Raw genomic sequence first — 18,631 nt, 5'->3', positions numbered from 1 at the left:
TTCCTGCTTATATCTATAAGCATTTTTCTTTTTGTTGTTTGATATAGTACAGTTTATTGCTTGTACTTATTGGCAAACCTATAAATACGGCATGGAAAAACCTTAACGACAAATTTCAAATCCATTGAAATTAGAAAGTTGATTTATAGCCATGAAGATATTATGTAATGAATTATTTGGACAAAATCTACAACGCATCCGCAATTCCTGTCAGCTAACCCAGGAGCAGACCGTTGCCAAATTGCAGGTTTTAGGGTCGCCATTGAGTCGCAGCACATATTCATTGATTGAGCTTGGCAGAGGGAATATCTATATTAGCGATTTGGTCGGATTGAAAGAAATCTTTAATGTAGAATACGAAGAATTTTTTAAGAATATACCTGCCAGTAGATAATAGTACAATGGTGGCAAGGATTTTACCTTACCACCATTTATAATTGTCTTTTCAGCGTATTTCTCTCTGGAGTTGCTTATGTACCTCTAATTCTGGTGCTATCTCTATGCTTGTGACAGTCTCGCCAAAAGCCGCCGCCCAGGAATCAAAATGCCCCAGGCCCATCTTCTGTATGGTGTCATACTGCAGGTAACGCATGATCGTATATAGCTCTACCATACTGTTCGACACAGGCGTCCCCGTTGCGAAAGTGACGCCCTTCCCTCCGGTGATCTCAGAGACGGATTGTCAAGTGTGTCTGTAAACTTTTGCAATGATTTCTGAAAAACAGATTGCTACCACAAAACATAGCTTATCCCTCATGACGGAGCCGAAAATATACCAGAATACTTCGGCATTGATGCCAACTTTAATGTTGAAAAGCTCCTCAGCAGCTACATGCACTCCATTTCAGAGAGCAGACTTTACAAAAACCTTACAATTCAGTCGAAATGTGAAGTATCTGATCCGCTAAATGATGTTCCTTTAATCAAACAACATCAAATCAATTTTTTATCTCATTCCTTGGTCTAATGAGAAAAATCTTGTAATTATGGGGTTTTCACACTTTTTGCATCGCCATTATCAAACCAATTATCAAACCAATCCGCCCATTGGTTTAATCATTTTCGCCATTATCAGTCAAAATCCAGTTTGCAATTCTTTTATTTTCAGAATCCGTAGTAATAATACCATTCCTTTTAAGCGCTGTAAGCAAAGTTAAGACTTTCCTTTCCTTCTGTTTAGGCGAAAGCGTATCCGGAAACTTATCAATCAGCAAATCACGTACTGCCGCCCTGTTTGCCTTTCCAAATTTCCGGAGATAATTGACTACCATATCCTGATAGTATTTATCGTCAAATGCCTTGTTTTTAATATACTGCACCCTGTCCTCCTCTGTTTTTGCAAGAGGAGCTGACAGATACAAGTTATTTACCCGTCCTTCGACCAATTTATGTTTCCTCAAATGCGCTGCCGCTTCCTTGGAAACCTGCTTGCCTTTTTGCACCTGATCAAGCAGATAAACAGTAACCAGATTGAGATTGTCATTGTCGTGGAGCAGATAAGTAAACTTCTCATTTATCTCTTTGCCGTAAATCGTCACTTCTACCCGTTCCTTTGATGTAATGTCATAATCCGGCAAGGGGAAAAACCGCTCCCGCTGGATATGAAACACCCGCCTGATTCCCGTTGTTTCCGTATCAATCATCTTAAACATGACCATTGCTTCTGCTAAAAGCTGATTACGGTAAAACGGTGACGTGTAGCCCGGATTTAAGATAGGCTCTATGCCCTCCGGAATAAAACTTCCCGGATTTGTAAGAATCAGCTTGTCCTCAAATTCATTCACATAAATCCGCCCACCCAGATTATAGTCAGAATGCGCAATACAGTTGTTGAGCAATTCCCTCAATACCCATGTATCGTATTGCTTTGTTTCCATCGGAAACAGCGTCATTTGATCCGGCATATATCTGTAGGTAAGGTTCCGGATGTTTTTCAAGATTCTGTCGCCGAGCGTGATAAAAGGTATTTTGTATATTTCATAGTCTTTTACCATCTCTTTTGAATCGTAAATGCGCCACGAAGCTTCCGGTACGCTTTCAAATAAGTAATCATATGCCGAATTTCCCAAAAGCAGCATCGCTGCATTTGTAACTCTACCGTTTATAACCACCTAAAATCCCATATAAATTATACATATGTTAGCCGATGTTAAGCCCAAAGAGTTCAATAATTTCTTTCTGAAAAGCTGTTGTCGTTGTGTAGATCTGTTTACGTTTCCCTTCAACAGAAACTACCCGCAAGGATTTCATCTCATCTATCACTTCCTGCATATTATGGCTCTTGAACCATCCGGCCTCATTCATGATGTTTTTAATCTGAGAAGTAAGTATCAGGGCAATATACTGGATAAACAGCCGCCCGTCCATTGCTGCTGAGGAATGGATACGCAGCCTTTTCATATCAAGGTCATTTTTCAAGTCATCGAAGTGCTTTTCTATTGTATCCTTCATCCGATATATTTCAAGTGCCTTCACCGGATCTTTGACATCATTTGTCGCAAGCACAAGCCAGCCAACACTGTTCTTTCTGCAGACATCTATCGCTTCCTGATTGTATTCAACCTTCCTGCCCCGCTTAGGAGTCTCCTTGACAGTAAAAAATCTTTCGTAGTCTTTCTGATGCTCTTTTACCGTACTCCCTGAGCAGAGTTCCTCATATTCCATCAGAATCCGATGGCTGAACTTTTTCTCATCCAGCGCGGCTTTGATACTGTCAAAATAAACATGAAGGTAGCAGCGGTGCCCTTTCCACTTTATGAGTTCTGTGTCCGCATAGAGTTCTTCCCCAAGGACATTACAGTAGTGGCGGTAAGAGATCATTGCATCATTGCGGTGACGCTCTGCCGCATCCAAAGAAAGGGATGTCGTAAACGGAACGCCAACCAGAAACCGCATATGCCTTCTATATAGGACATCCACGTTATCCTCGCTGTAAAATCCTTTATCCATGACCATATGCAGCCGTTTCGCGTCAACGAGGTCAAGCCTTTTAAAGCTTTCATCCATCGTGCTGACATCATGGATGCTCCCAGGCATAGCCCTAAAGAATAAAGGAAGACGGCTTGTATGACCGCTGACCATCAGAAGATTGATCTGTGGAAGCTTTTCCTTGTCTCTGTTGTACCCATATGATACAAATTCGTTCAGCTCACTATAGGATGAAACGCTTGTGATGTCCATACAGTAATACCTGTCACAGCTGTTATGTTCCATCCATGCTGAAAAGAAGCCCTGGACGAGTTCCGGCGTGATCCGTATCAGCAGTTCACTGATCCGCTGGTCAGCAAGCACCGCCCCATAAGGTGTGACTGCCTGCTGGGACCATTTTTCGGCTCTGGACAGCGCCTGCCCTTCGCTGACAAGGTAATAGGCGCATGTCAGGATGGCATCCCAGTCATTGGGAAAGGATTTTTTCAATATATGTCCGAGCCCGATATCTGCACATACCTTATCCAAAAGGGAGGATACGCCACAGCTGTAAGTGAAACATTTGGGCGGCTCTTTTTCTGATTTGGGCGTAATGTTTTTCTGATTGCCGCCACGCATACCATTTGGCTGTACTGTTCCGGTTTCCGGATCAAGATGTCCAATGCACTTACGTTTTGATTTCGGTTTTTTTGACTTTTTATCCCAGTAGGAGACGTTTTCATAAACGTATGTGGTGCCATTTTTGTGTTTTAGATAGACCAGAGATGCCATGCAGATTCCCTCCAACATATGTATAATTTTATGTTTTTATTATACCATTTATACATATGCTTGTAAAGGAAAAACACGGGTTAAACACCGATTTCATAAGGAATCTGGGGAATAAGCTTAAAGACCTATGTATAACAATTCCGGGAGATTAGGTAACCAGCTTTCTTCTTTCAAGAAATTCTTCATCGGACATTTTATCCACTTCCGCAGATATGTGTAAATCATCCATCTTTTGCTTGTACTTTTCTCTTGCAATAGAAATAGCTGCCTTATCCAAGTGTTCCATTGTCGCATTAGGAATAAACCTTTTTGACCAGTCCAATCTTACCTGACGGCGAATCCGTTCCCGTTTTTCCTCTGATAATGGCACAAGGGATTCTCCGTCACGGGCGTATTCCTGATTGTGCCAACCGGTCGGGATGGCTGTGACTGCTGCTGGTATCTGGAACATCACTACCCTCTTTTCCACGCCATCAACAACCGGAAAGATTTCATAAATGTCAATAAACGACATCCCGCCAGTCATTCCAGCGCCAATTTCATGCTTTAAGGTATCCAATCCCTTGCTATTTCTGTACCCAGTCCCAACAATTTTTCTCTCTTTATTATTTACACCAAACACAAGCCAGCCATATTGTAGCCCTCGCAGATTAGCCTCATTACTCAATGCCGAAAAATATCGTCCAATTTTGTCCCTGTCATAGTCCTTTTCAGCCTCTTTGAACTCTATCACTTCATTTTCCCAATTATCAATCAAGCCATAAAGCGTAAGTATCATTTCTTCTTTTTTTGATTTGTTAAATGACATAATATCCCTGTCTGTAACCTCCGCCATGCTTATACCTCACTATCTGTGCTCAATTCATCCCCGATCAATAACGATTTTATTTATTTCATTGGCAATATAACGGACTTCTTCTTTGGTATTATCTTTCCCAAAAGAAATACGTATAGTCCCTTTTGCATATTCTTCATCCAATCCTATCGCCCGCAAGACATGGGAAACGTTGCTTTTTCCACTATTACAGGCAGAACCAGTTGATATGCATATCCCCCTCAAGTCCAACCGATGAAGCATTGCCTCTCCGTCCCCATTTCCAAATGACAGGCTGACAATTCCCGGAAGGGTATCATTACCGCCATTCCTTATAATACCTTTGTTGCCGCTTATGCCAAGCAGACCGATGAAATCAGCCTCAAGTTCCCTGACTTTATTTATATTTGCATCCATGCATTGGCAATTCTTCTGTAATGCATATGCCATACCAACAATTAAAGCAACATTCTCCGTCCCTGCTCTTAACGATGATTCCTGTGCGCCGCCATCAATATATGGAATAATCGACGTACCTTTTTTAATATACAAAAATCCAACACCTTTCGGTCCATTAAACTTATGTGCTGATGCTGATAACATATCAACGCCTAAATCTTTCACATCAATCCCTATATGACCCACAGCCTGTACAGCATCTGTATGAAATAAAGCTCCTGTCTTATGAGCCAACTGTGATAATTCCTTAATTGGCTGTATGGTTCCTATTTCATTATTCGCTGTCATTATAGAAACTAAGCCCACTCTTTCCGTAATAGCGCCCGATACTACTTCTGCTGTTATTATGCCTTCTGTTGTGGGTTTGAGATAAACCACATCACATCCCATTTTTTCAACGGCTTTCACACTGTGCAGAACCGCATGGTGCTCTATCTCTGATGTGATGATTCCTTTGTTTCTATCTGAAAAAAACATCCCCTTAACCGCCCAATTATCACTTTCTGTCCCACCTGAAGTAAAATATATTTCTTCAGGCAGGGCATTGATACATTCAGCAATGATTTTTCTTGATTCTTTCAGGGCTTCCCTGCTTTTTCTTGAAAATGAATAAGGCTGCGAAGCATTGCCATATTCGCTGAGCAGATAGGGTTTCATGGCTTCAAAGGCACCTATATCAAGTTTCGTTGTCGCTGCATTATCAGCATAAATAAACATCTTCATACTCATCAGCATCCTCATGCAAAAAGTGTACAGCCTTCTTCCTTAAATTCTTCAATTTTGTCAAGCAATTCTTCGACTGTACACCCCAAATATTCTGCAAGACATTCCATACAATAAAAGTTGGTTATATCTGTTCCAAGCAGCTTCCTATTGATGCCTGTTGTATCTTTTCCTAAGTCTTTCTTTCCACATATAACGCAATCAACTCTCATTTTTAACATCCCTCACCATGAAACTAGGCACGCTTTTTCCCTTAAATTCAGGGTCAAGAATTCCGAGCTGAATCTTGATGATTCCCCTCATTTTTACAGCCGGGCGCAGGCAATAGCGGTTAAACTCACGGATATTTACATCAGCAACAGAGCGGACATTTGGGAACAGTAATTTCAAATATGCAGTACAAATCCTTTTTACAGCTTCCGTATCCCTTGTATCAGAATGTTCTGGAACTTCCACCAAGGCATCAACAATAGCACGGTAACTTGCATCTTCACGAAGCAGATGCATAATTGTACAAAAATACTCCGAATTTAGTGCCCAGCCGGAAATCTTCAAATCATCATGCATCCTTGGTATTTCCCACCCTTTAATGAATCCATGAAATCTGTCCAATAATGCGCTTTCATGAAACGTGACAGGCAATTCAGAAAACATACTTTTATATTCGTCCATATTGTCCTGACTGATATTCCCAAGCAAGATGATACCCGAATCTGCCACACCCTCATAGTTTCCAACAGTAAAAACACCTGATTCCATATAACCCTTCAATGCAGCCCTCATTTCATCCATATCCGTGAAGGAAATCGTCTGAACTTCATCTAAAGCAACGTAATCATTATTGCAAACTAACCCTTGTGTCCGTTTGCTGATGTCGTAAAACATCTTTGCTCTTGACATTACCCCACCAGAAGAAAGCCATCCGAATTTACTCACACGTCCAAATAAGTATGATTTTCCTGTGCCTTTTGGTGCAAGCTCTATTAAGTTGAGTCTTTTTTCTATGAATGGCAGCAAGCGGGTCAGCATAGTTAATTTTTGATGTTCATCTTCATATCCGGCAGCATTATAGTCAATTGACCCAAGCAAAACATCAATCCACTCGCTCGTGGCAAACTCGTTTCTTACGTCTTTGTAATAATCAAGGTCAATCGTGTATGGACAAAAATTTGTGAAACCTGTCAGTTTTATTTTGCCCTGAATTTTCAATTCCTCATCAGGTAATCTATAGCCTAGTTCGACTACACCCCATGTTTCCTTTCCCTTAACAAGCTCGTCCTTGCATTCATCCCAAATATATGGTTCAATGATGGTTTCTTTATTAGTTAAGCCAAAGTCCGGCAAGGCGAAAGTTATTTCCTGATTCTTGATGTTTATATCAACAGAAATCTTCGTAAGAATCTTTACCCTCTCATTTTCATAAACAATCCTGTTTTTTATGCTTATCCATTCGTCTTTGCGCGGAAGGTAAGTATGAATAAAATCCGTAAGTTCGTCTATATCAAAATTCCCCTCATCATCGCCAAATTTTTTCAGCAGCCAGTCTCGAAGGAATGACGGCAGACTTAAAGCCGAAAAGAAATTGCTTTTCTTCAAGTCTTTATAAACAACCATCTCATCAAAGCATTCTCTTAGTTTTTCCTGCATATGAATCCTCCTCGTTCCATTATATTACAGCAACTTTTTTTCTTGAGAGCCTTCTTTTTTTATTTCAAAAGTCAACCCCGGGACAACCAAGTTATTTGATGCAAAAACATCAACATTATACTTTTTTGCCTTTTTTAACTTTGGCAAATCCACGAGATACATATTATTATCCAGTTCTTTTGCCTCATAATATTCTCCCTCAACTAAAACCGTCACATTTTTCAGCTTTGTTTTGGCGAATAATCGGATAGCCGCTTTTTTTCTAAAGCTTACGGTAATCACTTTATCAACAATGGATACTTCTATTTCGTCATCGAATTTTGTTATTTCAATAATCGGAACAACAACTTCTTCCAAAGTTGCCCCACCGTGTACCTCTACATTTGCCTTTCTTCCGCCTTTAAAGCGGTCATAATTGGCGAGAACCCAAAAGCCATCTTCTTCTGTGGCAAATTCACTCTTAACATCAGCATCCGATTTCGGGCAGCATCTTCCAGAATGTTCCCCCTTAGACGACATTTCCCACATATTTTCAGTTTCGTGGATGACTGCCAGCCTGCTTGCGCCGTGGTCAGATACCATAATCGCCTTATTACAAAGCCCCTGTGATAATTTCAATTTGATATTATCAAGAGCCTCATTGATGATTTCTAATTCCCTAATTATATGGATCGGCTGCTTCTTTTGCCTGTAATCGTAATCGCTGATACCATGATGTTTGATTTCATCCAGTTCCTTAATCGGATTAACCACAAGCCCCCGCATTTCAAACTCTGCAACAAACTCCTTGTTTTTGCTTGTAATGGAAGGCAGATTGGCGCAACAGATTGTAATGTTAGCCATCAACTCTTTATCCTTGCATTTTGCAAGAATGTATGATAAGTATTCGACACCCATTGCATCCATAAAATATAACTGCGAAGCAGTTTTATCTATCTCATCCATCTTTACGGTACGAGGTTCCAGCAACAAATTGTACTCACGAAGAACAGCCTGCTTTTCCACAATCTCCTCTAATTCCGGCACTACTTTGTTGATTATCTTACTGTATGTGTACAGAGAAAAATATCTGTCGAGCAGAGGAATATTATATCTGTAATCACGGATATACGCACACAAATCAGGATATACCACGGATAATATTTTCTCAATCCCACTCTTTTCCATGCTCTGATAATACTTTTCAAGTAACGAGAAGATAAGTTCCTTTTCCTGCCTTGTATTATCCGTCAAATAATAAATAGCCTTTTCTTCTTTCTGCAAAACCACTTTGCAAAAATCAACTACTTCATCTACAGGATTTCCAAAAGCTATCAGCAAGGACTTCCTTGTCTGATAAAAGTTATCAAAATCCCTGTCTGTATGTTTCTTTTCCAAAATACCTCTATACACTTCCCGTGTTAGTTTTGAATACGCAGCAGCATGGCCGGCAGCAACAGCCAGACAACTGTTATTGGCAGCTCCAAACATTTTTAATGCAATAAAATACAGCCACTTTTTCTGTTCAGAATACCCACTATAGCTTGAAATTGCAATTTCCAGACTCTGATAATTTCCAAACTCACTGTTACATATTTCTATAAATGTTTTTCCTGTGTCAATTAGGGAAAGCAGATAATCCCATTGGCTTGAAGTTCCCATCACTTCATCAATATGTGATAGCATGGCATCTTTCCCGATTATCACCTCATAAGCCTTGCTCATATCAGTAATAGAATATATTGACTGTGGATACATATCCTTATGCTTTGTTGTAACCACGAATATTTTTTCTACATTTGGACTTTCAATTTCTTTTGCAACGGCATCAATCCCGACAATGCTATATTCGGATAAGGCAACTGAAAGTTCATTTGACACAAATACTAATTTCGGTAACGCTACCGCATCGCCGTCAAGTAAGCAAATGCTGCGTGACAGCCTTGGGTCGGAGAAACTTAACTGCTTGTCACATTGATAAACCACAACTACAACATGGCCGGCAATGGTCATGTTGACAATGTTTGCTAAATGTTTCCTTATTTCTTCCTCTCCATAGAACCTCAAAAAAGAAGTCAACCCTAACAGAAAGCAATTTTTCTTTTTCATGGAAATATCCGCAAGCAAAACTTCAATGCGTGGCAGTTCATCTTTATTGCAGAATCTTGAAGCATCAATAAACTCATTGCCATCCACGTCAAAATATGTTTTGAGCCTGTCTAAATCCATGCCATTTTGAACATTTACAAGTAACGGCTGGGCATTTTCTGAAGCCAAATATTTCGTTATCTTTTTTATACAAGCATCAAGGTTCATCCCTGTCCTCCTTAGTTTCCTTTGATAATCGCCATGCCCACAATCATATCATCTTTGATAAGGTCTTTTAAGTACCGCTTCACATCTGCCAATTCCATATTGTCTATCTTTTCAAGCGCCTTGTCACAGCCGCCTTGATTGTATTTTGCCTCAGCAAGCTGCTTTAGCTTCTTATCGACTTCCGGCAAACCAAACCAATCGTAAGGATCTGCTGTGATTCTACTGTCCAAATACCGCTTCACTTCATCAAGGTCATTCAGCATCACATCATAATCCTTAATAATCGTTTCAACAAACGCCCTGTTTCTTGCGCTCTCATCTTCCAACTTGGCGAAAAAAACTGCGGTTTGGAAATAAGCATCCGCTTTATCTATGGAACTTTCATCAGGATGCGTTTGATTGACAGCCCCGAATGCCGCCCTTGCCACTTGAATATCCTTATCATCCACCATGCATAAAATGGGCATTTTATGCTTCTTAGACCACTCTCTCGGAGTATCCGTTTTGGTTTTTTCTTTCCAAAACTCTTTCAGTTTCGCAGACTTGCTGTTTCGCTTATATTCCTCAACCTTGTCATTTACAATGGTGGTATATTCTGTCTTCTCCTTTGTGAATGAACCGGCAGGAATCATATTGTAGATTTCACGAATTTCTTCTTCTGTAAATCCCTCAATATAAAATTCACAGACTTTTTTAAACAAATCAATTTGATTTCCGTAGAAAGTCCTGAAATTTTCTTCGTTTTCAAGAAGCGAATCATAAAATTTCTGCCTCTGCGAATCCAACATTACCCCCGATTTCTTAACATGATAAAGCAGTTCTAAGAATGCGCCAAAATCGTCCAAGTAGTTTTTGGCAGCCGGATAGGAAACCCTGATATACTGGCACTTATCACACCATTCCCTGACTGTGCTGTCGAAATTCGTACTTTTTGAAATGACTTTATTGCTTTCCGCAATAATCTTATATTCCAAAATTACTTCCCTTATCTTCTGCTGTACTGTCTCAAGATTCCATACCCAATTTGCCGCATCTGCATCAAACTTTTTCCGCAGCACATTGATATACTGACCGCTATCCCCAACTTCTTCAGCCAGCACAACCAGTTCTCCGTTCTCGAACTCTTTCAGATAAGCTTTCATTCCTTTCGTGCATTTTCCCTTGCTTAAAAGTGTACTTAAGTCGGCAGCAGCAGTCTTATTGGCAATGCACAGCTTGCCAATCGCATAGGCAATGTCATTATCACTTGTGTGATCTGCTCCCATATTGCTACTGTTTGCGATGCCGCAGTAATAGTCGATGAGTTTCGCAAGAGTTGCTTCGTCTGTTTTTGTATTTTCACCTCTAATGATTGATTTCAGCGTCCAAATAGGAAACGTATATTCTTTCATCTTACTACGGATGCGCTCCCTCGTTTGTTCAACCGATGTACAAAAACTTTTTGAAATACTAAAAGCAACAGATGTGGCCTCATTAAAAGCCTTTTCTTCTTCTGTCATTGCCACGATATATTTATCCTTATACCTCGGATTCGCTGTAATCTGTAATTTGATAATCTCATCAACCATTTCCTGTAGCTTATTCACAGTTAATACATCATTCGTAAGACCATCGCTCCAACTAAATCCATCAACATATTCTTTCAATACAAATCCCATCACAAATGCAGAAAGATTGCAGGGCATAAAACCAAAAGGCTCCGCCTTTAACTCGTCATAGATTCTCGCAATAGAGATACGCCCGCCATTATCAAAGCCTTCTTTTATGAGTTCTTCTACCCTGTTCTTAATTTTTGAAATCAAAAGGTGCGGTTTATCCACCCAATACTTTCCCTGATAATTCCAAGCTTCCCCTATGGCGTTCTCAAGCTTCGTGGCAGGATTAGAAGATCTGAATGTTCCCTGCGTTTCCTGCTTTATGCCACAGGCAACTCCTTGCTTTAAAGAACTTGGCATATACATATTATCCGTCACAGTATAAGCGCCTTCCAAGCAATTCCTGTACTTGCTCCTATTAATGCTGGACAGGGCAGTATATAGCGCATCAATCGTTGTTGCTCGCTCGCCATCTTGTTTTTCAGAAGTATAGACAACAAACTCACCACTGGAAATACGGTTTTTCCACTTTTTCAACGCTTCTTTGGCATTCGTTTCATATTGACGTGCCAAATTATTCTCTTTGCCCTGATAATACATAGCCTGTGCCATATTTTCGCAATACTGCTCATAGCCGTCTTTTCCAAACGTAGTAGTAGACGTATCGATAAATATCATCTTATAGTTGCCATCTTCCAATGCGCTTTTAATCTTTTTGCCAAGTACAACGCTTTCGCTGTCATCTTTTGCAAAGGATACAACAGCAACTATTTTGTTGGCAAAACTGCCCTCCTGATTACGCAACAACCGAATGGTTGAATCAAAATCAGATGATGAAACATATCTCATCTCATAACGCAGTTTTAAAGCACCGCCCAATGTAACAGCCTCTGAAACCTGCCCCTCATTAATCAGTGACGATGTGGATTTTTTCTTGACTTCTTCTTTAAATTTATCAATCGCCGCCATATCCCCGGCATTTACTAAGGCAGAATATTGTGTCTGTCCACCGCCAAGAGGCTTTTTATAAAGTACTTCGTCACGGACAAGCTTTTCCGCGCATCTTCCGGCAGCTCCATTATCCATATCCGAACCTTCAAAGGCATTATTAATATTTTTTTCATTGGGAATAAACAACTCAACAGAATCTCCCACCTTTTGGGAGATTGCCTGCAAAAGAAGAACTGTTCTCAAAACCCGTTTTTCATCATTACTGAGCTGTTTGGCAGCTGCATAGGAATAGCAGTCCAAAATCGAACGAATATCATGAGAAAGATATTCCTTTCCCTTTTCGTAAAAAAATTCCCATATCATATCTATTGTAAGCAAGGGATTCTCATTGTCCGGACCATAGTTGTCAATAAACCATTGGAAACCCTTGATTTCATCGCCTCTGTCATTTTTGATAAAATCAAACATACTGCGCTGATTAGAGTCAAACGCAGAAGAAATATGTTTGAGCAATAATGCCGTGTATGGGTGGATAGGCAGAATATTTTTTAATTCATCATCAGAGATATTGGCGTTGTTCTTCACTAATGATCTGGAAGCATGGGTTCTGTCATAAAGATCATCAACCGTCATTTCCCAATCCGCACTGACTGCTTCATCCTTATTTTTCTCCATAGCCGCTCCCATAAGCTGGAATGCCATGTTTTCTGGAAGTTCAATGATACAGGTCGGCTTGATAAAACGGTCAAGAATCTTAAACTTATCCTTATCTGCATCATCAAATAGGCCGGCGCTTTTATGGGTTACAATAATTAAATAGAACGGGTCAGTTTCACTAAGCTCGGCGATTTCCTGAAAACCAGTAAGACTTCTTGCATTATTATTAAAATACTCTGTAAACTCATCCCATATAAATACAATAGCTTTGAGATTGTTTGCCTTAATAATCTCTTTTATCCAAGACACAAGACCGGTAGTGTCCAACGACAAAACTTTAATCTGACGTTCGTCAGCCACCTTAAAGATTTTATCCATAAGTGCAATCAGCGCATCACCTGACAAGTCATTTAACTTCTCTAAAATATTATCCGCATTATCACCACCAAATAAATTGGAGTATTCCCCTGTTACAAGAGAATTGAAATAGCTCTTATTCGCAGAATCTTCAAGCCATTTTGAAATAGCTCCTTTCATGGCGCTGTTGCCTTTGTTCTCAATCCCTCTGTCTTTCAGTGCCTTTTCAATGCTTTCCTGTATGGCAAACACGAGATTGTGGTCACCACGAATAGAGGAAGAACCATATCTATGTACGGTAAGAATCTCCCCACTGTTCTTAGCATTTTGAAGTTTATTGAAAAGGTCATTATCCATTTGGAATTTCTGAAAGTATTCCTTTGTTTCTTCTTCGGACACATCAAGAAGTTTTTTCAAAGTTAATACAGCGTGGGATTTACCTGTGCCATAAGCGCCCTCCACCCAAATGGAATGTTTTTGCTCTCTGCGCAGAATACTCACTGTATCCTTAATCAGTTTCACAAAAGTAGCGTGTGGATAATACTTTTTCCACATATCCGGATTATTATTGATTACCGATTCATTGACTGCCGGAAAATAATCCGGGTCAATATCAAAGTAATGACGATAAATATCAAGCGCCATGCCGCTGTCTCCTCCTTAAAACAATTCAAGGACATCTTTTGATGCCTTGTCATTTCGCAACGTAATATTATCCAAGTCCAAGGTAAATGATACGGAAATAAACTCCGGATAATTTACAGACAAGCCGTTCAGTATCTTTTCCATTTGTTCACGGTCAAGCCCGAAGATTTCCGTAGGGCTAACTCCGTCGCTGTCGATTTCATGATTTAACAGTCGGGAAAGGGTGAACTGGTAATAATCTCCACAGTTCTCCGCAAACTTGTACAAGCTGTAAAGAATCACACGAGGGTCAGGGTTCTGCCAAGGAGTTCTTGTGACAGATAAAACCCTATTCTTTTCTTTCTCAGAGAATCCCATGCCCACTTCTGCAAATGGCAGTTCAACAAATCTTACAAACGACCTAAATATATCATTAGCCGCCCTCTCATTCGTTCCACTATCAACCAACATAGAAGTAATGTATTCTTTTGAAGATTTTTCATTCATTTTGACATTCTTCACAAACCAGTTTATTTGCGGACTGTACACCAAATTGGTCAAAATCAATCCCCAACTTTCTAACTCATCTATTCCAATATAATCAATTATCTTTGCAAATTCACTGAAATTGTCTCCATCAATAAGTTCTGCATCTCTTAAAAACCGTTTGAAAAAACTAAACATCTGCGATCCCAATGAGTTATTTGTTACAAATTCATTTTTTTGTGAAAAATATTGGTTAATCCACTCTTTCTTTGGCGCATGAGTGGAATAACAATTTAAACTCTTTGTTTCCATTTTAGCCCCTCCTTTTGGCATCTCTAACGATTTATAAATTAGGCATCCTCTATCAACCTTATGGCACTGAGAACATCTTACGCAGTTCTCACTTATTTTTACTTTGCCGTTTATCATTGTGATACATCCTTTTTGGCAATCTGCTTCGCATTCATGGCATCCAATACAACACGCTGCTTTATGAAACACATTTTTTAATAATTTGACAAATAAAGGTGCCGTTTTTGCAAGATATTTATCTAGCACCACTTCATAACCGTCAGCCAATTCAATAACCTCAAAGGAATACTCATTTCGTCTAAAATCAATCCTATACGGCGAAGACTCATTTAAGAGAACGCCTATCGTTTTTATCCATTCTCTCCAATCGTTTTTAGGTTTTCTCACTTTAAGGATATACTTGTCCCCCGACATCAGTTCCGTACATCCAATGTCAATAGACACATCCCTTCCGTTCATACGTGCTTTCCATCCAGTATTCTCCAAAAATTCTTTCATCTTTTCTTCTGCGGGAATGCTTTCTTTATATAAATCAGCAATTATATTCATATACTCATCTACTTCTTTTGGATAGCATGTTCTTCTAAAATAAGCATTTTTCTCAGATACATTGGGGCATACTAAACAACCAGCCCTATTGTTCCCTTTTTTGTATGCCTCGTTCAAATGAAGATTTTCCGAATAAACATATAAATATAATTCAGCCGCATTCCATTCAAGAATCGGATTACAGCTATACTGCCCTTTATGTTTTTCTCCTAAACTGATATAGTCATATTCACTTCTTGACGCACTTTCACTAGCTCTAACGCCCACAAAAGCCATTCCTGTAAAATCAATCTTGCCCAAATTATTCCTTAAAGCAAGTATTTGTGGCGAGGTTTTATGCACACTGCAGCACCACCTTGTAACTTTTGACGGAGAACCAAATTGTTTCCATGTACAATGCGGATTCAAATCTGATTTTGCTCTGATAAACTCAATGCCTTGATGATGACATTCTTTTTCTATTATCCCAACCGTATCATAAGTATCCGGAAACTCCATTCCAGTATCGCCGAATAACACTTTGAAACTGTTGTGAGGCAACGCCCTTTGGACAATATCAAGTGTTACGATGCTGTCCTTCCCCCCGCTAAATGCCACATAAAAAACGTCTACCTTATCTTTGAACCGAGCATAGGTATTGAATACCTTTTTTATGGTATCCTGTGTCAGTTTTTCTATCAAACCTTTATTTTTATCAACCATCCCCGGCACATCTACAAACCGAAGCGGTGCATTCTCCGGTTCAGGTTCTTCCACAATCAGCAGTTCTGGTGCTGAATATAATGAGCCTCCCTTTGTTTTGGCGACAAGCTTTCCTCTATACCAATAGTTATTTGCTTCTGCCCACATATATGGGTAAGCGTCATTCTTGTCATAATTCCAATATTTATCAAATCCAAGGATGTCTAATTCTTTATAGTAAACCGGTCTCGGCTCTTTGCTGAAAGGCAGCGGGGAACTGTTCAATAGCAAGCCTCCGGTTTTAATATCCCATTCATACGAATACATAATTTTAAAGCCCCTTCTGGTTTCTCAGTTCTTTTGCCTTGATAAGTAACTGTTCGATTCCTGAATAATTTCTTCGAGCCATATAGCCCTCATCGCATAGATACTGCAATGCCGTTTCCTTTTGCAAAGGAAGACCGCTCCGTGCAAGCACATCAATTACCAACTCGTCAAATGTGTCTATGCCGGAAGATTTCTTTACAATGCCGCCAACGCAAGCTCCCTCATTGTAATTGGAATGCAGCAGTTTATAATTCGGGCTGTACATTGCAACATAATGTTCAAGCAAAAAACTGTTCCAGCTAAATCCAGCATCGGGAAACAATCCAAATTGATTAATTTTTCTTATAGCAATATAATCTACATCGCAAAAACGGTCTATTACCGCATCTGTTTCTTCTAGTCTGAAAGAAGCCTGTGTTTTGGCAACGAACTCATTTTTACTTATTCTTAATGAATTTTCATACACTGCATCAAAGTAAATCTCAGTACCCAGCTCTTGTTTAAATATTTTTAGCTCATCAAGCGTAAAAGAAGCTCTTTGTCTGCAAAAATCAGCAAAAACTCCCATCATGGATAAAGGCTTTTTGCTCGAACTAATGATGTTTCCATTGAAAGAAAACTTGTCCTTTAATTTGTACCTAATCGCATTCCTCACACCTATATCCGATAACAATGCATTTTGCTCAATCACATACGGATATTTTTTCTTTATGCTGTCAACTAATTCATTTCCACTGATAAACTGCTTTTCTGCAATCGTGTTTTCGATAATTTCTGTTATATCCCCCATCTCATCATCACTGAAAGTCGTGATGTCTATATGGAAGTATTCGCCCCGCCCATTGCTGACAAACTCGCCATTTTGTGCAAGTATATTTCTTATTTTCTGCTCTGAAATATGTGAAAGAGCAACAAATATTTCACCATATCCCATTGGGGCTGCCTGCCTTATAAGGCATTCTTTTATTTCATCGTAAGGCTCAACCTTGACAGAAGCATCCTTTAAAATATAATCTTTCCCAACGAAGTAACTTCCATCGTTCATATAATCCAAATAAGCATGGAGCATACTTGCATTATACATACAATATCCAAAAAAATCATCCGAAAACTCCTTAAACAAGGCTTCATAATAGATGACGGATTTGCCGGATTGAAAACTATTGTTGATATACGAAAACAATTTTTCTTTCATATTCTCGTCAAGCATTTTTTGCGGCATATATATCTTTTCTTCATGAATAATCCCACAATGTTCAATATTTTTCTCAACACTGCTATCATCCATATCAATTTTGACATCATAAAGTTCTTCCCAATACCGTTTAAACCTTTTAAGCTCAATGGTTGAACCAATCCTATACCCTTTCGGAAACCTTTCGATAAGAATTTCAGTAAATGGTGCAAAATCAGCCGAGGGTATTTGTACAACAATATCATTTCCGCCATTTTCAATATATGTCAAAAGTTTATTGATTGCTGTCCTTAACCTGTTGTGCTGCTGATCATTACATTCCATAAAGTAATAATCCCCAAACAGCTCATCGGCAGTTGCTTTGGCTTCCTGATAATTGTCCGTATATAATATGCAATGGTTAAAATTATTTTCTATTGCATACCGTTCCGCCGTGTTTATGGCAGAAACATAGCTGCGGCAGGAAGAACTTGCCATACCCTGTTCTTCGTTTAGCCAGCGAAAGAAAGTATCGCCATTAGGGGTGTTCCTGCTTCTCGTAACTACATTTGCTGCATCCTTGCCCTGTTCATTCCGTACCTTTGACAGCTCAGTGTCTTTTGCAAATTCAAATTCTGCTACGCTACTTTTAGTTTCACTTTCTATCGCAGGATGTTCTTCCCTGCTATCTTTTGGGGGCACTTCAGCCATTTCTCTTGCCTCCTTCAGTAGTTTGTTATACTGTTCCTTATCATTTTTTAGCAACCTAACCGTTTCAATAAACAGCTTGGTGGCTGGCTTCATTACCGTAAAACCTTTATATGCTGACTCCATGCTGTGCATTTGAAATGCAATCCCATTTGTATTCCTATATATTTCATCAATACAAATGTTTTTGGTTTCTGCCATCTTTCTTAGTTTTGCCGACACGATTCGGATTGCTTTTTCACGAGTGAGTTTACCATCCAAATACTGCAAATAGTAATCAAGCAGAATAGCCGCCTCATACTTATCCCACTGCTTTTGCCTTGCCATAATAGTTCTTCACCCTTGCTCATTTCCTTCAGTTTATCAACATTTCCAATATTTTTCATTGGTCACGCCGTTTATACTATCCCATTTGACATTATATTCTAAAATTTTGCCGTTTTCAAGCATATCCAACAAAAAACACGATTTCCCTCCCCGCGACAAAATAGGAAATGAAAACCCGTTATTCTTCAAGATGCAGCAAAACATTTTTTATGCCCGTTATGACTCCTGCCATAGATACGCAGATGA

General features: G+C 39.4%; 10 protein-coding genes and 1 pseudogene. All 11 read right to left on the bottom strand.

Features of this window, described 5'->3' with window-relative positions; all coding sequences use genetic code 11:
* Positions 1–484: 484 nt before the first annotated feature.
* A pseudogene (locus AC6I3O_RS01930) lies at positions 485–682 on the bottom strand (helicase-like domain-containing protein); the annotation flags it as partial.
* Between the two features lie 370 nt (positions 683–1,052).
* Entirely contained in the window at positions 1,053–2,111 is a 1,059-nt protein-coding gene (locus tag AC6I3O_RS01925) for an ATP-binding protein (protein WP_497849478.1), read from the bottom strand.
* Between the two features lie 28 nt (positions 2,112–2,139).
* The gene (locus AC6I3O_RS01920; protein WP_497849477.1) at positions 2,140–3,699 is read right to left on the bottom strand and encodes an IS1634 family transposase; all 1,560 of its coding nucleotides are present in this window, start codon (positions 3,697–3,699) and stop codon (positions 2,140–2,142) included.
* 148 nt (positions 3,700–3,847) lie between these two features.
* Positions 3,848–4,507 (bottom strand): ATP-binding protein, encoded by a 660-nt coding sequence (locus tag AC6I3O_RS01915; RefSeq protein ID WP_497849476.1) that lies wholly within the window; start codon positions 4,505–4,507, stop codon positions 3,848–3,850.
* A 54-nt stretch (positions 4,508–4,561) separates the two neighbouring features.
* Positions 4,562–5,701: a cysteine desulfurase family protein gene (locus tag AC6I3O_RS01910; protein ID WP_497849475.1), complete on the bottom strand. Its 1,140-nt coding sequence runs from the start codon at positions 5,699–5,701 to the stop codon at positions 4,562–4,564.
* 8 nt (positions 5,702–5,709) lie between these two features.
* Complete coding sequence (locus AC6I3O_RS01905) at positions 5,710–5,907, bottom strand: hypothetical protein (protein WP_497849474.1); 198 nt, start codon at positions 5,905–5,907, stop codon at positions 5,710–5,712.
* Positions 5,897–7,342 (bottom strand): BREX system Lon protease-like protein BrxL, encoded by a 1,446-nt coding sequence (gene brxL / locus AC6I3O_RS01900; protein WP_497849473.1) that lies wholly within the window; start codon positions 7,340–7,342, stop codon positions 5,897–5,899. Before brxL ends, AC6I3O_RS01905 begins: the two co-directional genes overlap by 11 nt.
* A gap of 24 nt (positions 7,343–7,366) precedes the next feature.
* Positions 7,367–9,637, bottom strand: a complete 2,271-nt coding sequence (gene pglZ / locus AC6I3O_RS01895) for a BREX-4 system phosphatase PglZ (RefSeq protein ID WP_497849472.1) — start codon at positions 9,635–9,637, stop codon at positions 7,367–7,369.
* An 11-nt stretch (positions 9,638–9,648) separates the two neighbouring features.
* The gene (locus AC6I3O_RS01890; protein WP_497849471.1) at positions 9,649–13,842 is read right to left on the bottom strand and encodes a hypothetical protein; all 4,194 of its coding nucleotides are present in this window, start codon (positions 13,840–13,842) and stop codon (positions 9,649–9,651) included.
* 15 nt (positions 13,843–13,857) lie between these two features.
* Positions 13,858–16,176 (bottom strand): phosphoadenosine phosphosulfate reductase domain-containing protein, encoded by a 2,319-nt coding sequence (locus tag AC6I3O_RS01885; RefSeq protein ID WP_497849470.1) that lies wholly within the window; start codon positions 16,174–16,176, stop codon positions 13,858–13,860.
* A 4-nt stretch (positions 16,177–16,180) separates the two neighbouring features.
* Positions 16,181–18,385: a hypothetical protein gene (locus AC6I3O_RS01880; protein ID WP_497849469.1), complete on the bottom strand. Its 2,205-nt coding sequence runs from the start codon at positions 18,383–18,385 to the stop codon at positions 16,181–16,183.
* Positions 18,386–18,631 lie beyond the last annotated feature (246 nt).

It is taken from the genome of Sporofaciens sp. St.21A7 (assembly GCF_059728535.1).
This window is presented reverse-complemented; position numbering and strand designations above follow the sequence as displayed.